Raw genomic sequence first — 17,974 nt, 5'->3', positions numbered from 1 at the left:
CGGTGTCTCCTCACTCTTCCGGGTAACCCAGGCGCACCGCGATCGGGGTGAGCTTGGCGAAGGCGGCGCTCATCACGTCGCGGTAGGTGCGCCAGTGGCCCGGCGGGAAGCGCGGTGCACCCAGCTGGGCGGCCGGCGGCATCGGCCGCTCGAACAGGCGGCCCAGCAGATCGGCCATCGCCTGCGGATCGTTGCCGATCTGGTCGATGCGCAGCAGCACCTGCGGATACAGGTCTTCCTCGTGCAGGGTGGCGACCTGGGCCAGTGCGCGTGCCAGCCATTCGCTGGCTTCGGCCAGCGAGGTCATCGCCAGCGGTGCGGCGGCGCCATAGGCCACCCAGTCCAGCAGCATGTCGCGCGGATCGCGCACCACCACCAGCAGGCGGCCCTGCGGCAACTGCGGGCGCAGCGCCCACAGCAGCGCGTTGTCCCACCACAGCAGCCAGTCGATGACGGCGTCGTCCTGGATCCCACGCGACGGCAACTGCTCGCGCCAGCGCTGCACCAGCCGCTCCGGGGTCAGCACGCCGGACGCGAGGTCCTGCAGCGTGTGGTAGTTCTGGAAGGCATCGTCAGGCGCATTGGAGGTATAGCGGTCGCTGCGCAGCACCGGGCTGGCGGCGGCCAGGCCGGTCGCCACGCGTTCCACGCCCGAACCCGGTGCGCCCCACAGGAAGATCGGCGCAGAGGTGGCATCACCGTCGATCTCGCCCTTGTCCGGCCAGCTCGGCGGTGCCTTGGCCTGCGGCGGCAGCGGCAGGCGCTGTGGTGCCTGCTCGGCCTGCAGCGCCAGCCACGTGTTCAGTGCTTCTTCCGGCTGGCCGGCGCGATCCTGGATTTCACCCAGCCAGGTGCGCAGGTCGGCGCGATGGCCTTCCGGTGCCATGTCGATCAGCGCCTGCACGCGGGCGACGGCGGCGGCCGGGTCGCGCTGCAGCAGGCCTTCGACCAGGCGGGTTTCGCCGCTTACGCGGCCCGGCTCGAGGCTGACGATGCGCTCGGCGATTGCTTCGGCCTGCGCATGCTCGCCCAGCATGTCATGCAGGCGAAGGCGTGCTTCCAGCGCCGGCAGGTGGCCCGGCATCGTATCCATCCAGCGCTCGACCGTCGCGGCGGCGGTGGGGCTTCCAACGTCTTCCACGGCCAGCCGTGCCAGCCACAGGTCGTGCAGCTGCGGATGCTGTTCCAGCGCGGCGTCGAGGCGTGCGCGCGCCTCGTCCTCGCGGCCCAGGCGCTGCCAGGACATCAGCAGCAGCTGCAGTACCTGACGATCGTCGGGCAGCGATTCCAGTAACGGCAGCAGATGCTCCAGCGCCTGCAGCGGCTGCCCGCTGCGCAGGGCCAGCTCACCGGCCAGGCGGCGCATCGACGGTGTATCCAGGCCTTCCTGCTGCAGGGCGATCTGCATTGCTTCGGCCGCCGCCTCCAGGTTGCCCTGGCGCAGCGCCAGCTGCACCACCAGGCCGTGCAGCGAGGTGATCGCCGGGTTCAGCTCCAGCACACGGCGGAAGGCCTGTTCGGCGAAGGCCAGCATGTCCTTGCCCAGATAGGCGAAGCCCAGTGCGTAGAGCACGCGGGTATCGTTGGGCTGTGCCTGGTTGGCGGCCGACAGCAGCGTCAGTGCACGATCCGGGTCGTCACGGCGCAGCGCGATCATGCCGTCGATGGTCAGCAGTTCCGGATGGTCCGGCTCGACGCGCGAGGCAAGAGTGGACAGGCGCTGGGCTTCGTCGAAATCGTTGCGGCCGATCGCCAGGTGCGCCTGCATCAGGTAGGCGGAGAAGGAATTGGGATCGAGGCCGGTAGTACGCGCCAGCGCTTCGTCAGCACCTTCGAACTGGCGCAGCGCCAGCAGCAGGCCGGCGTGCTGCAGGTGCAGCTGGGCATCGTCCGGAGCCAGCTGCAGCGCCTGCTGCAGGGCCTCCATCGCGGCCCCGGCGTTGCCCTGCTGCTGCAGCGCAAGCGCCAGCCAGCGGTGGGCCTCGGCCTGGCCGGGTTCATCACGGGTCCACGCCTGGGCCAGCTGCACGGCCTGGTCGGCCTGGTTCTGGCGCAACGCTTGGATGATCTGGTCTTGCATGACAGTCCGGTTCAAGTGCAAACCCGCATTGTAGCGGCCTGCGCACCGGTGCCGGTTCAGGCCTGCAGCACCCGCTGCAGGCGCTGCGCCACCCAGCGCTCGGAGAAGCCATCACCCCGCCAGTTTTCGAGGAACCCGCAGTGGCCTCCCCAGCAGGCCGTTTCCAGGTGCGCCTGGCGCGGCAGCTGCCAGTCGCTGAAAGTCACGTACGGGATCACCGGGTCATCCTTCGCCATCAGGATGTCGGCCGGCACCTGCAGCGTGGCCAGGCGGTCACCGGCAATCGAATAACCGTCGAAATAGGCCTGCAACGAGCCGAAGCTGGTATGCCGTTCGACCAGCCATGCGGTCAGCGCGCGGATGTCCAGCTTCAGCACGCGGTCGTCGCAGTCGCTCAGCTCGGGGAACAGGTCGCGCTTGCGCCGCAGCGAACCGGCCCACTTGCGGCGGAAGTACCAGTCGTACATCGCCGGGCCGCTCTCGATGCTGTCCATGGTCAGCGCCGGGTCCAGCACCGGGCACACCGACGCCACCCGCAGCAGCGGCACGCCGGCGGCCGGCGCGCGCAGGGCCAGCCGCAGCACGAAGTTGCCACCCAGCGAATAGCCGGCCGCCACCAGCGGCAGCTGCGGCCAGCGCTGGGCGATATCGCCTGCGGCATGCACCACTTCGTCGATCAGATTGGAATGGAAGATGCCGGGGTTGAGGTGATGGGTGTTGCCGTGATCGCGGAAGTTCAGGCGCACCACATCGAAACCCTGTTCGATCATGCGCGCGGCCGCCATGCGCATGTAGCTGGATTCGGCACTGCCCTCCCAGCCGTGCAGCAGCAGCGCGATGCCCTTGGGCTCGCGACCTTCGACATGGCTGTGCCAGCCCTGCAGGCGCACGCCGTCGCCGCCATCCAGGATCAGTTCTTCGTTGACCGCACCGGTGGCCGCCAGCAGCAGCAGGCCGCGCTGCAGGCGCATGCGGCTGGAGCTGAGCATCGACTGCAGGTGCGGATTGCGCAGCCAGCGTGGCGGCTGGTAGTCGGCCGCATGCAGCGTCGGCGTACCGGCGTCCAGCACAGGTGGCGGGATCAGAGCCACCGCACCCTCACTGCGTGCTCATGGCCGCCACGATGCGCGCGCGCGAGGTTTCCGCGATGCGCCGACGGCCTTCCAGGTCCTGGGCACCGATCGGCTCCAGGAAATGCACTTCGGTATGCCGCGCCGGCTCACCGAGCAGGCGCAGGAAATTGGCGAAGAAACTTTCGCCTGGACCGAACGCGACAATGGTCTGGGCGTCGCCCTTCAGCCCGTACACCAGCGCCACCGGCTGCACCGGCACGCCGGTTTCAACGGCAGCCTGGAAGATGCGGGCATGGAACGGGCCCACCTCGTGGCCTCCGCGGGTGCGCCCTTCAGGGAACACGCCCACCGCCTTGCCGGCACGCAGCCGGTCGGCCATCACCTGCATCACCCCACCGAGCGATTCGGTGTTGCCACGCTGGTGGAAGATGGTCTGCCCGCGCGCGGCCAGCCAACCGACCAGCGGCCAGCTGGCGATCTCGCGCTTGGCAACGAAGCCCATCATGCGCTGGCTGTGCAGGATGGAGATGTCGACCCAGCTGACGTGGTTGGCAACGAACAGCACCGCGCCCGGCAGCGGCCTGCCGACCTGCGACAGGCGGAAGCCGAAGATCCACATCAGCCCGCCCTGCCACCAGTTCACCACTTTGGCTCCGAACGTATCCTCGCCCACCCGCAGCTCGCCCCACGGCGGCAGCATGCCGATCAGGATCAGCGGCAGGAACACGGTGATGTGGACCAACAGCAGCGGTACGCGGTACAGGTAACGGCACACACGCGCCACGCCGCCACGGGGGGCCGGAGTGGGGGAAGTCATCCGCGCACGATACCGGAGCGCCGCAGCAGCTGCCAGCCGATTTAGGCCATAACAGCCATTGGCCGGGGCAATCGGCGGGGAACGCTGGGTTCCGCTGCCGTCAACGCGCCCTCGTGGGGCTCAACCGTGGCCGGCGGCCACCACCGCCAGGGTCAGCCGCGATATACACACCAGCCGCCCCTGCTCGTCCTCGATGCGGATCTCCCACAGCTGGGTGCTGCGGCCCACGTGCAGCGCGCGGGCGGTGCCGGTGACCGTACCCGAACGCACGGCACGCACGTGGTTGGCGTTGATCTCCAGGCCCACGCAGATCTGCTTTGCGGCATCCACGCACAGGTTGCCGGCGCTGCTGCCCAGCGTCTCGGCCAGCACCACCGAGGCACCGCCATGCAGGATGCCGTACGGCTGCCGGGTGCGTTCGTCCACCGGCATGGTGGCCTGCAGCCAGTCCTCGCCAACCGCACTGAAGACGATGCCCAGCGATTCGATCGCCGTGTTGCGGCTGAGCGCGTTTAGCTGCTCGATGGAAACGGCTTCGCGGAAAACCTGGGTCATGCGGGCACCTTCAGAGAATGGGAACGAGGCCGGCACCGAATGCGGTCAGCATGCGTACCAGCAGCCACTTCGGCCCGACGTTGACTTCGGGGAAGTCACCGACGGCGCTGTAGCAGCGATGGAAATCAGGATCCTGCCTCGGCAGCGGCTGCGGGCAGTCCGGGCCGGGCTTGAATTCGTAGTCGGTGGCGTAGCGCCACGGCCAGAAATCGAGAATCGGCAGCGCTTCGGAAGCCTTGCCGACGCTATAGTTCAGCCCCGACAGCACCGGCGGCTTGGCCCGCGGCGCAACGGTCCACGAGTTCTGCGGATGGGTGTCGCGCAGGATGCTCTGCGCCAGTTCCTCGGCAAAGACCGGGTCGTCGATGATCACCGCGCCTTCGGTGTTGTAGTTCTCGCTGCGCGGATCGAAGTTGTGGGTGCCAACCACGCCGATGCGGCGATCCACCACCAGCGACTTGGCGTGCAACCCCATGCGCGCGCCCTTGCGGGTGACCGGCAGCGGCTTGTTGACTGCCTTGCTGCCCAGGAACGACGGCCGCGTCTCGGTACGCAGCAGTCGCGTTTCGACCTCGCTGCCAGCCGCCCGACGGCGTTCGCGGGCATTCTGGTAGGCGCTGCCGGTACGCGGGTGGTTCACCGGCCCCTGCTTGCCGGTCCCGTTTGAACCGCCATCGCTGCCACCCCGCGCGTTGCTGCCCGCCGCGCTGCCACCAATCAACGGGTTGCGGCCACTGTCATCCGCGCCATCGGGCACGGAGATCGGGTCAGGCAGCAGATTGCGGTAGTCGACCGGCGCATCCAGCGGGAACGGCTTGTATTCGAAGATGTTGAAGCCCAGTTCGCGCATGTTGCGGCGCTTGTACTTGTACGACAGCGCATACACGATCGGGTTGTCGGTGGCCGCCAGGCTGTTGCTGGACACCACCACGCGCGGCGGCTGCGGACGCTTGCGCAGTTCACGGAACAGCTTCTGCGCCGGCTTGGACAACACCAGGTAGGGCGTCTGCAGGATCACTTCCTTCTGCGCGCTGGCGATCAGCGCATCCAGCTGCGGCTCGGTCACATGCTGGCCGGCCAGCGGTGCATCGGCTTTTTCACGGCGATGCTTGCGCGGCAGGTCGGCGACATAGCGCACCGAGGCGACCGGCAGCGCGGTATCGACAAAGGAACGGGTGACGAAGTCGATGTCGTTGGCTTCAGCACTGACCCGCTGCACCCGCTCGGGACGGCGGAAGGTGGCCGGGGGCAATGTGGGCACGCCCTGGCGCAGCAGGGTACGGCCTACGTCATTCAGGCGTTCGGCCGGCACGCTGCGCTGCGCGCGCCAGAATGCATCGAAGTTGGCGGCCATCGCCCGCGCTTCCGGTCCGGCGATCAGCACATCGCGGTCGCGGAAGTTGTACTCGCGGTCCCAGTCGTAATAATCGTCCTGGTAGTTGCGGCCACCGACCACGCCGATCGCATCGTCGATCACCAGCAGCTTGTTGTGCATGCGCTGGTTGAAGCGACGGAAGCAGCACAGCACGCTGCCGGCGTAGTCGAAATAGTTCAGGCGCGCCTTGCCGAAGGTCGGGTTGTAGACCCTCAGCTGGAAATTCTGGTGGGCACCGGACAGCGCGCCGAGGATCTCGAGGTCGGAGATCGCCGAGAGCTGGTCGATCAGCACCCGCACCTTGACCCCACGCCGGGATGCGGCCAGCAGCTCGTCGATGACCAGGCGGGCGCTGTCGTCCTTGTCGAAGATATAGGTCTGCAGGTCGATGCTGCGGGTGGCGCTGCGCAGCAGGTTGAGCCGCGCGACCAGGGCGCCCTCGCCCTCATCCAGCAGCGTGGCGTAATGCTGCGGCCGTTCCGGGGTGGATTCGGTGAACGCCCGGCCGGCCAGCGCCCGCAGTGGCGAATCCAGCGCACAACGGTCGGCGCGCTGGCAATCGACTTCGGTCGAGCGTGCCTGCACGGCGATGGCTTCGGCCCGGTCACGCTCGGCATGTGACAGCGATGCACAACCGCTGCCCAGCAACACGGTTGCCAGCGCCAGTACACGCAGCAGGTGGTTCACGGTTTAGGCGCCTCGCTCAGGCGCGCACGCAATACGAAAGTCACTCGGTCACTCAAGGCAAGCTGCCAGCTTTCCATGCCATACCGGCCTCGTTGCACGGTACCGCGGCTGACGACGTCGCAATCATAGCCGGGTCGGGCGCAGTCCGCCTTCTCGACCTTGAGCGACTCCGGGTGGCTGATCCCACGCAGGGTCAACCTGCCGTTGATGTCGCCCCCGTCCTCCACGGTCTCCGGCCAGTACGGCAGGGAGTCGAACTCGACCACCGGATGGCGGCCGGCATCGAAGAACTCCTCACCGCGCATCCAACCGGTGTAGCGCGGCTTGCCAGGGATCTCGACCGAGCGTGTGAACATCTTCAGGTGCACCTGGTGGCGGCCGTCGGAGAGGATCTCGATGCGTCCCTCGAAGTGCGGAAACACGCCCTCGATGCGCTGCCCGAAGCGGGTGCGCACCTCGAAACCGATCTGCGAACGCTGCGTATCCAGGCGCAACACGCGGTGCGCCTCGGCGACCACCGGTGGCAATGTCGCAGGCGGTGGTGCGGCAGCCCAGGCCGGGCCGTACACCAGCAGCACGGGCAGCAGGAAGCGGCTGCGCCGCGCCATGCTCATCGGATCACGGCCACCAGAACGCATTCAGGCTGGCCACGCCCGGCTCGATCGAGGCCTCGCGGGGGAAACCGAGCACAGCCACGCCGCCCGGCGGCATGCCGCGATAGTCACTGCTGGTGCCGTCGGTCATCAGCGCCACCAGCTGCTCCAGGCCCGGGTTGTGGCCGACGATCAGCACCCTGTCCAGGTCACGCCGCTCATCCACCAGCGCCGCCAGGGTACCCGGGGTCGCTTCGTAGATGCGGTCTTCCAGGCGCTTTTCGACATAGCCGATGGCCGCCATCACCGCTTCCAGGGTCTCGCGGGTCCGTCGCGAAGGGGAACACAGCACGCAGTCCGGCAGCAGCTTGTTCTCCTTCAGCCACTTGCCGGCGGCTTCGGCTTCGGCGAGCCCCACCGGCGACAACGGCCGGTCGAGATCAGCCTGGCCGGAAACGGCCGGTTCGGCATGGGCGTGACGGAGCAGGATCAGTTCGCGCATTGCGGGATTCCAGTAAAGGGGTGGGTACCTACGACTCTTACAGCTTCAGCCAGGACAACAGGGGTTCCCAGTCGGCCTGGTGCTCGCGCACCTGGGCGGAGCGGTAATCGAACAGACTGCGGCCCAGGCCGGTCATGACCACGTAGCTCTGGCTGTCGCGCAGCTGCGCGACCACCGGGTACGGCCATTCGGACAGCATCTGCAGCGCCTGCTGCGAGGTCTGGGTCCAGGGCTTGGTGCGGTTCAGCACCAGCCCCACCGGCAGCTTGCGGCTGTGCACGCGCGGGTTCTGGGCCAGGCTGTTGAGGAAGCCGACGATGGCTTCGATGTCCAGCGCCGAGGGCAGCACCGGCACCACCACAGCGTCGGCAGCGTCAAGGAAATGGGGGATATCGTCGGCCAACGCCCCGGCCGGGGCATCGATGATGACGGTTTCGGTGCCGTCGGGCAGTTTCTGCGCCCACTGCTTCTTCCGATACACGTCGATGGGGAGCACCGCGCTTTCCAGCCCGGCACGCCGTTGCGCCCAGCGGGTGCTGGAGCCCTGCGGGTCGGCATCGGCGATCACCGTGGCCTTGCCCTGCAATGCCGCGTACGCGGCCAGGTGGGTGGCGACGGTGGTCTTGCCCACCCCGCCCTTGGAACCGGCCACCAGGATCGTCTTCATGCCAGCCTCGCTTCCGGGTACGTGCCCCGAGCGTACACCGGCGGTGGTGACGGGAGGTAGCACCGCGCTGAACCTGCGGCCATTGCCTTTGCTATCGTGGCGCCCCCGAAGGATCGAACCGGCATGAGCGAACTGCAGGACCTGAGCGCACTGATCCGCGCCAATACCCCCCTGATCGTGATCGAGACCCAGGATGAGGGTCGCATCGTCGAACTCTTCCGGCAGACGCTGATGCACGTCTGGCGGGCCCTGCACCGCTGGTCGATCACCGAGGGCCTGCGCCGCATCGATCTGGACAGCGAGGACCCCGCGATCGGGCCGCCCGATGCCAGCGCGGCCCTGCAGATGATCCGCCAGGCCGACCAGCGCGGGGTCTACCTGCTGCTCGATTTCCACCCCTACCTGGGCTATGCCAGCCACCAGCGCGCCCTGCGCGACCTGATCCAGCGCCGCCACAGCGAGCCGCACGTGCTGGTGCTGATCGGTGCCAAGGTCGAACTGCCGGCCGAGCTGGAAGCGCTGGCGGTACGCTTCAACCCGCGCCTGCCCGATGCCAACGCCCTGCTGAAGATGCTGCGCGAGGAGGCCGACGCCTATGCGCGCGAGCATGGTGGTCGGCGGGTTGAAGTCGACAGCGAAGCGGTCAAGAAGATCCTGAAGAACCTGCAGGGCCTGAGCCTGGTCGATGCCCGGCGCATCGCGCGCCAGCTGATCTATGCCGACGGCGCATTGCGCGACGATGACCTGCCACAGCTGGCGCGGCTGAAGTTCGAGCTGCTCAACCGCAGCGGCCACCTGTTCTTCGAGCATGACAGCGCGCGCTTCGGCGATGTCGCCGGAGCGAACCGGCTCAAACGCTGGATCAACCAGCGCCGGGTCGCATTCATCGCCGGCTCGGCGCCGGCCGGGCTGGATCCACCGCGCGGCATGCTGCTGCTGGGCGTGCAGGGCTGCGGCAAGTCGATGCTGGCCAAGGCCACCGCCGCCGGCTTCGGCGTGCCGCTGCTGCGCCTGGACGTAGGCGCGCTGTACAACAAGTACCACGGCGAGACCGAGGCCAACCTGCGCCAGGCGCTGGCCTCGGCCGAGCAGCTGGCGCCGTGCGTGCTGTGGATGGACGAGATCGAGAAGGGCCTGGCCACCGGCAGCGAGGACGGCGGCGTCTCGCGTCGGGTGCTCGGCTACCTGCTGACCTGGATGGCCGAGCGCAAGGCGCCGGTGTTCATCGTCGCCACTGCCAACCAGGTGCACGAACTGCCGGCCGAGCTGCTGCGCAAGGGCCGCTTCGACGAGATCTTCTTCGTCGACCTGCCCTCGCCGGAGGTCCGCGTGGAACTGCTGCGGCTGCACCTGGGCCGGCGCCAGCTCAACGCGGATGACTTCGCGCTGCCGGCGCTGGCCGCCGCCGCGAATGGTTTTTCCGGCGCCGAGATCGAGCAGGCGATCGTGGCCGGCCTGTATGCAGCACATGCCGAGGGCCGGCCGCTGGACACCGAGCTGCTGATGAACGAGATCCGCGCCACGCGCCCGCTGTCGGTGCTGATGGCCGAGCAGGTGGCGGCATTGCGTGGGTGGGCGTCGGGGCGGACGGTTTCCGCGGACGACTGAGGGGTTTCCAGCGAACGGCGCAGCCCCTCGTGGCGGCTGGTTGACTGTGAACATCAAAAGCCGCGCTTGGCTGGGCGGGGTGGATTCGCGGGGGACGCCGTGAACCCGTCCATGGGGGCTTGGCCTGCCGCTCTTTGTAGAGCCGAGCCCACGCTCGGCTGCCTTTCGATCAGATATCGAAAAATCGATTCCGATACAGATTCATCCACGCATGGCGTGGACCTACCGTGTCGACCAAGGTCGACACCTACCAACAGCAACAGGGAACTGTCAGAGGCGGGGCGGTATGGGCAGGCAGGACCGTTGGCGCCATGGATGGCGCCATCGAGCCCCATGGACGGGTTCACGGCGTGTCCTGACTGCCCATACCGCCCCGCCATCCTCGGGAAGTCTGCCGTTGCTGTTGCTTCGGCTGTTGCTGTTGCTTCAGCCCTTGCCTCTGCAGGTGCCGGGTGCAACCCGGCCGAACCTCCTCCTTATGGCCAGGCTGGCGGCGCGGCGGCCCAGGCCTGCTGCACTTCCATCAGCGTGGCGCGCTCGTCCTCGCGCCATTGCGGCAGCAGCTGCGCATAGTGCGCACTGGTGCTCCACTGCGACGGCTCGGTACGCACCGCAGCGGCGTACCACTGCACTGCCTCCTGCTTCTGCCCCAGCCGCCACAGCGCCAGCGCGTAGGTCGGTGGCACCCAGCTGGGCTTGGTACGGGCATTGCCGGCCGATGAAAGCCACTGTTCCAGCGCCGCCTCCACCCTGCCCTGGCGCAACAGATCCCATCCGTAGTTCCAGCGCACGCTGCGGCCACTGCTGCTCTGTGCCGATGCCTCCTTCAAGGCTTCGCCATACAGCTGCTCGGCCAGCTCGCCGCGGCCCTGGGCGCCGGCCACCGACGCCAGCTGCACCGTGGCCTCAACCGCACGCCGGCCGCGTTCACGCAGCTTGACCAACTGGGCAACGAGCTCATCGCCTTCACCCTGTATCGCCACCATCGGCGTGGCGGCCAGGTCGCTGTCGAAGTAGAACTCCTGTGGTGCCGGCAGGGCCGGCGCGGCCCACGCAGTGGCCGCTCCCGAAGCCAGCAGCACGCTGGCCAGGATCTTTCCTGAAACTGACATCCCTTCTCCCCAGGCCGCAAGCGCAGCCTCCCTCTCTCCCCCCGATCCTAACCCCGGCGCCGCCACCGGCGCGAGTGCCGGGGCCCGCACGGCCTCGCTGCTACAATTCGCGCCTTTCCCGCCGCGTGCCTGCACGTGGCCGGTGCCAGCCGATCCTCACCGGGCCAGCCATGACCAGTACCGCGCAACTCACTTCGCCCTCTTCCGCCGACCTGCTCGACCGTGATTACACGCTCGACCACAAGTACACCCGCAACGAGGGGCGGATCTACCTGAGTGGCGTGCAGGCGCTGGTACGGCTGCCCTTGATGCAGCGCCTGCGCGATGCCGCCGAAGGCATCGACAGCGCCGGTTTCGTCAGTGGTTACCGCGGCAGCCCACTGGGTGGTTTCGACCTGGAACTGTGGCGCGCGCGAAAGCATCTGGACGCAGCCAAGGTGAAGTTCACCCCCGGCCTCAACGAGGATCTGGGCGCGACCATGGTCTGGGGCACGCAGCAGACCAACCTGTTCCCTGGTGCCAACGTGCAGGGCGTGTTCGGCATGTGGTACGGCAAGGGCCCGGGCGTGGACCGTTGCGGCGACGTGTTCAAGCACGCCAATGCAGCCGGCACCTCGCGGTATGGTGGTGTGCTGGCGCTGGCGGCCGACGACCATGCCTGCCGCAGCTCGACCCTGCCGCACGGCAGCGAAGACGAGTTCGTCAGCGCGATGATGCCGGTGCTGAACCCGGCCGGCGTGCAGGACATCCTCGACATGGGCCTGCTCGGCTGGGCAATGAGCCGCTATACCGGGCGCTGGGTCGGCTTCAAGACGATCGCCGAGACAGTGGAATCCTCGGCCTCGGTAGAAGTCGATCCGTTGGCGCGCCGCATCGTGCTGCCGGAAGATTTCGAGATGCCGTCGGGCGGTCTCAACATCCGCTGGCCGGATCCGCCGCTGGACCAGGAGATGCGCCTGCACCGCTATGCGGTGAAGGCTGCACAAGCGTTTGCCCGTGCCAACGGCATCGACAAGGTGGTGATGGACGCACCGCGTGCGCGGCTGGGCATCGTCACCACCGGCAAGAGCTATCTGGACGTGCTGCAGGCGCTGGAGTACCTGGGCCTGGATGAAGCCGCCTGCGCCGACATCGGCATCCGCGTGTACAAGGTCGGCATGACCTGGCCGCTGGAGCCGGAAGGCATCGCGCGCTTCGCGCAGGGCCTGGAAGACATCATCGTGGTGGAGGAGAAGCGTGCCTTCATCGAGCGCCAGATGAAGGAACAGTTCTTCAACTGGCCGGCCAGCTGGGGCCAGCGCCCGTCGATCGTCGGCAAGTACGACGAGAGCGGTGAGTGGATCCTGCCGTCCACCGGTGAGCTGACGCCGGCCACCATCGCCGGCGTGATCGGTCGCCGCATCCAGAAGTTCTTCAACAACGAGTCGATCGAGCAGCGCCTTCAGTGGATGCAGGAGAAGGAAGCCGAGCTTGCGTTGCCGCGTGCCAGCTTCCCGCGCGTACCGCATTACTGCTCGGGCTGCCCGCACAACACCTCCACCCAGGTGCCGGAAGGCTCGCGGGCGCTGGCCGGCATCGGTTGCCATTACATGGTGACCTGGATGGACCGCAGCACCGATACCTTCACCCACATGGGCGGCGAAGGCGTGACCTGGGCCGGGCAGGCGCCGTTCACCGATACCCCGCACGTGTTCCAGAACCTGGGCGACGGCACTTATTTCCACAGCGGTTCGCTGGCGATCCGCCAGGCGGTCGCCGCCGGCGTCAACATCACCTACAAGATCCTCTACAACGATGCGGTGGCGATGACCGGCGGCCAGCCGGTGGACGGCCCGCTGAGCGTGCCGGACATCGCAAAGCAGATGCGTGCCGAGGGCATCCACACCATCGTTGTGCTGTCGGACAACATCGGCAAGTGGACCGGCCAACGCGAGCACTTCCCCAGTGACGTCGAGTTCCATGACCGCAGCGAACTGGATGCGGTGCAGAAACGCCTGCGCGAAGTGAAGGGTGTATCGATCCTGATCTACGAACAGACCTGCGCCACCGAGAAGCGCCGTCGCCGCAAGCGCGGCAAGCTGGAAGATCCGCAGAAGCGCGTGCTGATCAACTCGCTGGTCTGCGAAGGCTGCGGCGATTGCGGCAAGAAGAGCTTCTGCGTGTCGGTGCTGCCGAAGGAAACCGAGTTCGGGCGCAAGCGCGAGATCGATCAGTCCAACTGCAACAAGGACTATTCCTGCGTCAATGGTTTCTGCCCGAGCTTCGTCACCGTGCACGGCGGCCAGCCGCGCAAGGGCAGCAAGCGCGATGCCTCCACGCTGCTGGACAACCTGCCGGCACCGGTGGTGCGCGGCACCCTGGAGCAACCCTGGAACATCCTGATCACCGGCGTCGGCGGTACCGGCGTGGTGACCATCGGCGCGCTGCTGGGCATGGCCGGCCACCTGGAAGGCAAGGGCGCGACCGTGCTCGACCAGACCGGTCTGGCGCAGAAGGGCGGCGCGGTGACAACCCACATCCGCATCGCCCGTCGTCCCGAAGACATCCACGCCGTGCGCATCGCCGCCGGTGAGGCTGACCTGGTGGTGGGCTGCGACATGGTGGTGGTGAACGATTACTGGGCGCTGTCGAAGGTGCGCGCCGGTCGTTCGCAGGTCGTGCTCAATACCTACGAAGCAATGCCGGGCACCTTCACCACCCGCCCGGACATGCAGTTCCCGGCAGCCGACATCATTGCCGGCGTGCGCGTGGCACTGGGCGGCGAAGAACCGCTGCTGCTGGACGCCACCCAGCTGGCCACCGCGCTGCTGGGCGATGCCATCGCCGCCAACCTGTTCATCCTCGGCTACGCGTGGCAGCAGGGTCTGGTACCGCTGTCGTTCGACTCGCTGATGCGCGCCATCGAACTCAACGGCGCGGCCGTGGCGATGAACCAGCAGGCCTTCGCCTGGGGCCGCCTGGCCGTGGTCGATCCGCAGGCCGTGCAGCAGGCCGCTGGCCTGGTGCGCAACCGCCACACCGATACCGAAACCACCCCGGGGCCGCTGCATCCGCTGCCGCCGGGTGAGTGGGAAGGCAACGAATGGGGTGCCACCGCGGCACCGCGCAATACCGGCGACGAGCGCGAACTGCGTGGCCTGCCCTCGCACGGTGGCGACGTGGCGTTCCTGCCGCTGGACGACGCCCGCCTGTCGCGCTCGCTGGACGAAATGATCGAGCGCCGCGCCGCCTTCCTGGTCGAGTACCAGGACGCTGCCTACGCCAACCGCTACCGCAGTCTGGTCGAGCGCGTGCGCGCCGCCGAAGCCGACCGCATCGGCGGTTCCACTGCATTGACCGAGACCGTGGCCCGCTACCTGTTCAAGCTGATGGCCTACAAGGACGAATACGAAGTGGCCCGCCTGTACACCAGCGGCGACTTCCAGCGCCGCCTGCAGCAGCAGTTCGAGGGCGACTACCAGCTGCGCTTCCACCTGGCACCGCCGCTGTTCGCCAAGAAGGACGAGCAGGGCCGGTTGCTGAAGAAGGAATACGGCCCGTGGATGTTCAAGGCCTTCGGCCTGCTGGCCAAACTGAAGTTCCTGCGCGGCGGCCGCTTCGACGTGTTCGGCCGCACCGGGGAGCGCCGCATGGAGCGCAAGCTGATCGGCGATTACGAGGCCACCGTGCAGCTGCTGCTGGACGGCCTGGATGACGACCGCCTGGCGCTGGCGGTGGAGATCGCCAGCGTCCCCGAGCACATCCGCGGCTTCGGCCACGTCAAGGAAGCGCATTTCGAGCAGGCCAAGGCGCGCGAAGCCGCCCTGCTGGCGCAGTGGCGCAATCCGAAGGCGCTGCATATCGTGCAGGTGGCTTGAAGGTAGTGCCGGCCGCTGGCCGGCATCCCTCCTGGCAATCGGGTGCCGGCCAGCGGCCGGCACTACCGGCGATTCACCCCAGCCGCCACAGCAGCAGGCGGTTGTTGGCCGGCATTGCCACATCACCCAGGCGGGTGAATCCTTTATCCGCTGCCAGCGCCTGCACCACTTCCACATCGCGGATGCCGCTGCGCGGATCACGCGCCTTCAGCCAGGCATCGAACTGCGCGTTGCTGTCGCTGGTGTAGCGGCCGCCGTAGTTGAACGGGCCGTACATCGCCAACAGCGCACCGTGGCGCAACAGCGGCGGCAGCGCGCCGAACAGCACCTGCACATGCTCCCAGCCCATGATGTGCAACGTGTTGGCGCTGAATACGGCGTCGAACGTACTGCCCTCGGGCAACGACAGGCCCGGCGCCGGGGGCAGTTCCACCTGCAGCGCCACCGGCGGCAGCAGGTTCAGCAGCGCGGCCTGCGCACGCCACGCCTCGATGCCGGGCAGATGGTCCGGATGATCGCTGGGCTGCCAGCGCAGCCACGGCCAGCGCTCGGCGAAGAAGGCCGCGTGCTGGCCGGTGCCACTGCCGATCTCCAGCACCCGATGGCGGTCGCCCATCCATGGGTCGAGTGCAGTGGCGATGGGTTCGCGGTTGCGCTCGCAGGCTTCTGAATACGGCTTGCTCGACATCAGGACGGTGTCCAGGCGGGGTCGGCCCCATTGTGCACGAGGGGGTGTTGCTCGGCAGGGCTGCGCCCTGCACCCCGCCGAAGCCGGAGCAACGGCAACAGCCAAAGCAACAGCGACAGCGGGCTTCCTGTGGGATGGCGGGATGGGTCCGGTTGCGGGGGACGCCGTAAACCCGTCCTTGGGGGCTTGTCCGCGGCATCCATGCCGCGGACACCCCCGCAACCGGACCCATCCCGCCTTCGACAGTTTTCTGTGGCCTGTTGGAACGGCTCCTGGGGTCAGATCCGTTTTCCGCAGGAAAACGGGTCTGACCCCGGATACATTTCGATGTCTGACAGATGTGTCGACCAAGGTCGACACCTACCAACAGCCGCCGGAATCCGTCGAAGGTGGGGCGGTGTCGGATTGCGGGGTGTCAGCCGCATGGATGCGGCTGCCAAGCCTACACGGACGTACTTGCGGCGTCCCCGCAATCCGACACCGCCCCGCCAACCCACGGAATGCCGCTCTGGCTCTGGCTCTGGCTTTGGCCGTTGCCGTTGCCGTTGCCGTTGCATTGAGCAGGTGCAGGGCTGCAAGCCCTGCCGAAACACCACCAACCATGACTGCAGTCACTTGCCCGGAGGCGCCGCGCTGGCGAAAGTCGAGGAGTTGACGTGATCGGCTCGGCCTGTTGCCGGCTGCACGCAAGCGAGAGAGAGAAACGCTGTGCAACGACGTGAGTTCCTGGCTTTTTCCGGTCTGGGCCTGGCGGGCCTGCTGCTGCCGCATTCCCGTGCCATCGCCGCCGAGCAGTTGCTCGCCCCGGTCGACACCGCGCTGCGCAGGCGCTTGGCCGAGGTCGCCCTCGCTACCGCGCGCACGGCCAAGGCCAGCTACTGCGATGTGCGCATCGGCCGCTACCTCAACCAGTCGGTCATCACCCGCGAGCACCAGGTCGGCAACGTGACCAACCGCGAATCGTCCGGCGTGGGCGTGCGGGTGATCGTCAACGGTGCCTGGGGCTTTGCCGCTACCCATCAGCAGACCGAGGCCGCCGTACGCGCTGCGGTCGAGCAGGCCACGGCCATCGCCCGTGCCAATGCCAGCATCCAGACCCGGCCGGTGCAACTGGCACCAACGCCGTCGGTGGGTGACGTGCGCTGGCAGACGCCGATCCGCCGCAATGCCATGGAAGTACCGATCCAGGACAAGGTCGAGCTGCTGCTGGCGCTCAACGCCGCCGCGCTGAATGCGGGTGCCGACTACATCAACTCCACCCTGTTCCTGGTCAACGAACAGAAGTACTTCGCCTCCAGCGATGGCTCGTTCATCGACCAGGACATACATCGCATCTGGCTGCCGTTCACTGCCACCGCCATCGACAAGGCCAGCGGCAAGTTCCGCACCCGCGCAGGGCTGTCCTCGCCGATGGGCATGGGCTACGAGTTCCTCGATGGCGATGCGCGCGGCAAGGTGCAGCTGCCCGGCGGCATCACCGCCTATCGTGAATCCTACGACCCGGTCGAGGACGCCATCGCCGCCGCCCGCCACGCGCGCGAAAAACTGAAGGCGCCGTCGGTGAAGCCGGGCAAATACGACCTGGTGCTGGACCCGTCCAACCTGTTCCTGACCATCCATGAGAATGTCGGTCACCCGCTGGAGCTGGACCGAGTGCTCGGCTACGAAGCCAACTACGCCGGCACCAGCTTCGCCACGCTGGACAAGCGCGATGCCGGTTTCCGCTGGGGCAGCGACATCGTCACCTTCTTCGCCGACAAGACCCAGCCGGGCAGCCTCGGTGCGGTCGGCTACGACGACGAAGGCGTCAAGACCCAGCGCTGGGATCTGGTGCGCGACGGCATCCTGGTCGATTACCAGGCCACCCGCGATGAAGCCCACATCCTCGGCCGCAATGCTTCGCATGGCTGCAGCTATGCCGATTCCTGGTCCAGCGTGCAGTTCCAGCGCATGGCCAATGTCTCGCTGGCGCCGGGCAGGAAGCCACTCAGCGTCGAGGACATGATCAAGGACGTGGAGAACGGCATCTACATCCACGGCCGCGGTTCGTATTCGATCGACCAGCAGCGCTACAACGCGCAGTTCGGCGGCCAGCTGTACTACCAGATCAAGGACGGAAAGATCGCCGGCATGGTCGAGGATGCGGCCTACCAGATCCGTACGCCGGAATTCTGGAATGCCTGTACCGCGATCTGCGACGAGCGCGACTTCCGCCTCGGCGGTTCGTTCTTCGACGGCAAGGGCCAGCCCGGCCAGGTCTCGGCGGTCTCGCACGGTTCGTCCACCACCCGCTTCAACGGCATCAACATCATCAACACCGCGCGCAGTCTCGGCGCTTGAGCCACCCATCGTTCGACATG

General features: G+C 67.5%; 13 protein-coding genes. 3 read left to right on the top strand and 10 right to left on the bottom strand.

The window, feature by feature from the left end:
- Window positions 1-10: 10 nt before the first annotated feature.
- From AC13GA_RS15480 to AC13GA_RS15445, 8 genes are all read right to left on the bottom strand, one after another.
- On the bottom strand, window positions 11-2,080 hold the full coding sequence (locus tag AC13GA_RS15480) for a tetratricopeptide repeat protein (RefSeq protein ID WP_046986730.1): 2,070 nt from the start codon (window positions 2,078-2,080) through the stop codon (window positions 11-13).
- Window positions 2,081-2,136: 56 nt separating this feature from the next.
- Window positions 2,137-3,126: a YheT family hydrolase gene (locus AC13GA_RS15475; protein WP_482998559.1), complete on the bottom strand. Its 990-nt coding sequence runs from the start codon at window positions 3,124-3,126 to the stop codon at window positions 2,137-2,139.
- Window positions 3,127-3,178: 52 nt separating this feature from the next.
- The gene (locus AC13GA_RS15470) at window positions 3,179-3,970 is read right to left on the bottom strand and encodes a lysophospholipid acyltransferase family protein (RefSeq protein WP_046986729.1); all 792 of its coding nucleotides are present in this window, start codon (window positions 3,968-3,970) and stop codon (window positions 3,179-3,181) included.
- Between the two features lie 120 nt (window positions 3,971-4,090).
- Window positions 4,091-4,525, bottom strand: a complete 435-nt coding sequence (locus AC13GA_RS15465; protein WP_253078076.1) for a hotdog fold thioesterase — start codon at window positions 4,523-4,525, stop codon at window positions 4,091-4,093.
- A 10-nt stretch (window positions 4,526-4,535) separates the two neighbouring features.
- The gene (locus AC13GA_RS15460; protein ID WP_482998484.1) at window positions 4,536-6,587 is read right to left on the bottom strand and encodes a phospholipase D family protein; all 2,052 of its coding nucleotides are present in this window, start codon (window positions 6,585-6,587) and stop codon (window positions 4,536-4,538) included.
- Window positions 6,584-7,201: a YceI family protein gene (locus AC13GA_RS15455; RefSeq protein WP_046986726.1), complete on the bottom strand. Its 618-nt coding sequence runs from the start codon at window positions 7,199-7,201 to the stop codon at window positions 6,584-6,586. The genes AC13GA_RS15460 and AC13GA_RS15455 overlap by 4 nt, the downstream gene beginning before the upstream one ends.
- A gap of 4 nt (window positions 7,202-7,205) precedes the next feature.
- The gene (locus AC13GA_RS15450; protein ID WP_004134282.1) at window positions 7,206-7,682 is read right to left on the bottom strand and encodes a SixA phosphatase family protein; all 477 of its coding nucleotides are present in this window, start codon (window positions 7,680-7,682) and stop codon (window positions 7,206-7,208) included.
- A gap of 37 nt (window positions 7,683-7,719) precedes the next feature.
- On the bottom strand, window positions 7,720-8,349 hold the full coding sequence (locus tag AC13GA_RS15445; RefSeq protein ID WP_012509676.1) for a ParA family protein: 630 nt from the start codon (window positions 8,347-8,349) through the stop codon (window positions 7,720-7,722).
- Between the two features lie 123 nt (window positions 8,350-8,472).
- Between AC13GA_RS15445 and AC13GA_RS15440 the strand changes: the two genes are divergently transcribed.
- On the top strand, window positions 8,473-9,957 hold the full coding sequence (locus AC13GA_RS15440) for an AAA family ATPase (protein ID WP_046986725.1): 1,485 nt from the start codon (window positions 8,473-8,475) through the stop codon (window positions 9,955-9,957).
- Between the two features lie 476 nt (window positions 9,958-10,433).
- Here the strand turns inward: AC13GA_RS15440 and AC13GA_RS15435 are convergent, their stop codons facing one another.
- Entirely contained in the window at window positions 10,434-11,069 is a 636-nt protein-coding gene (locus tag AC13GA_RS15435) for a tetratricopeptide repeat protein (RefSeq protein ID WP_046984760.1), read from the bottom strand.
- A 170-nt stretch (window positions 11,070-11,239) separates the two neighbouring features.
- Here AC13GA_RS15435 and AC13GA_RS15430 point away from each other — a divergent pair, with 170 nt between their 5' ends.
- The gene (locus tag AC13GA_RS15430; protein ID WP_482998483.1) at window positions 11,240-14,926 is read left to right on the top strand and encodes an indolepyruvate ferredoxin oxidoreductase family protein; all 3,687 of its coding nucleotides are present in this window, start codon (window positions 11,240-11,242) and stop codon (window positions 14,924-14,926) included.
- A 73-nt stretch (window positions 14,927-14,999) separates the two neighbouring features.
- On the opposite strand, the gene AC13GA_RS15425 is transcribed toward AC13GA_RS15430, so the two are convergent.
- The gene (locus tag AC13GA_RS15425; protein WP_482998482.1) at window positions 15,000-15,614 is read right to left on the bottom strand and encodes a DUF938 domain-containing protein; all 615 of its coding nucleotides are present in this window, start codon (window positions 15,612-15,614) and stop codon (window positions 15,000-15,002) included.
- A gap of 708 nt (window positions 15,615-16,322) precedes the next feature.
- Here AC13GA_RS15425 and AC13GA_RS15420 point away from each other — a divergent pair.
- On the top strand, window positions 16,323-17,954 hold the full coding sequence (locus tag AC13GA_RS15420; RefSeq protein WP_482998481.1) for a TldD/PmbA family protein: 1,632 nt from the start codon (window positions 16,323-16,325) through the stop codon (window positions 17,952-17,954).
- Window positions 17,955-17,974: the final 20 nt, after the last annotated feature.

The sequence above is a fragment of the Stenotrophomonas sp. 22DLJC03 genome (assembly GCF_056861405.1).
This window is presented reverse-complemented; position numbering and strand designations above follow the sequence as displayed.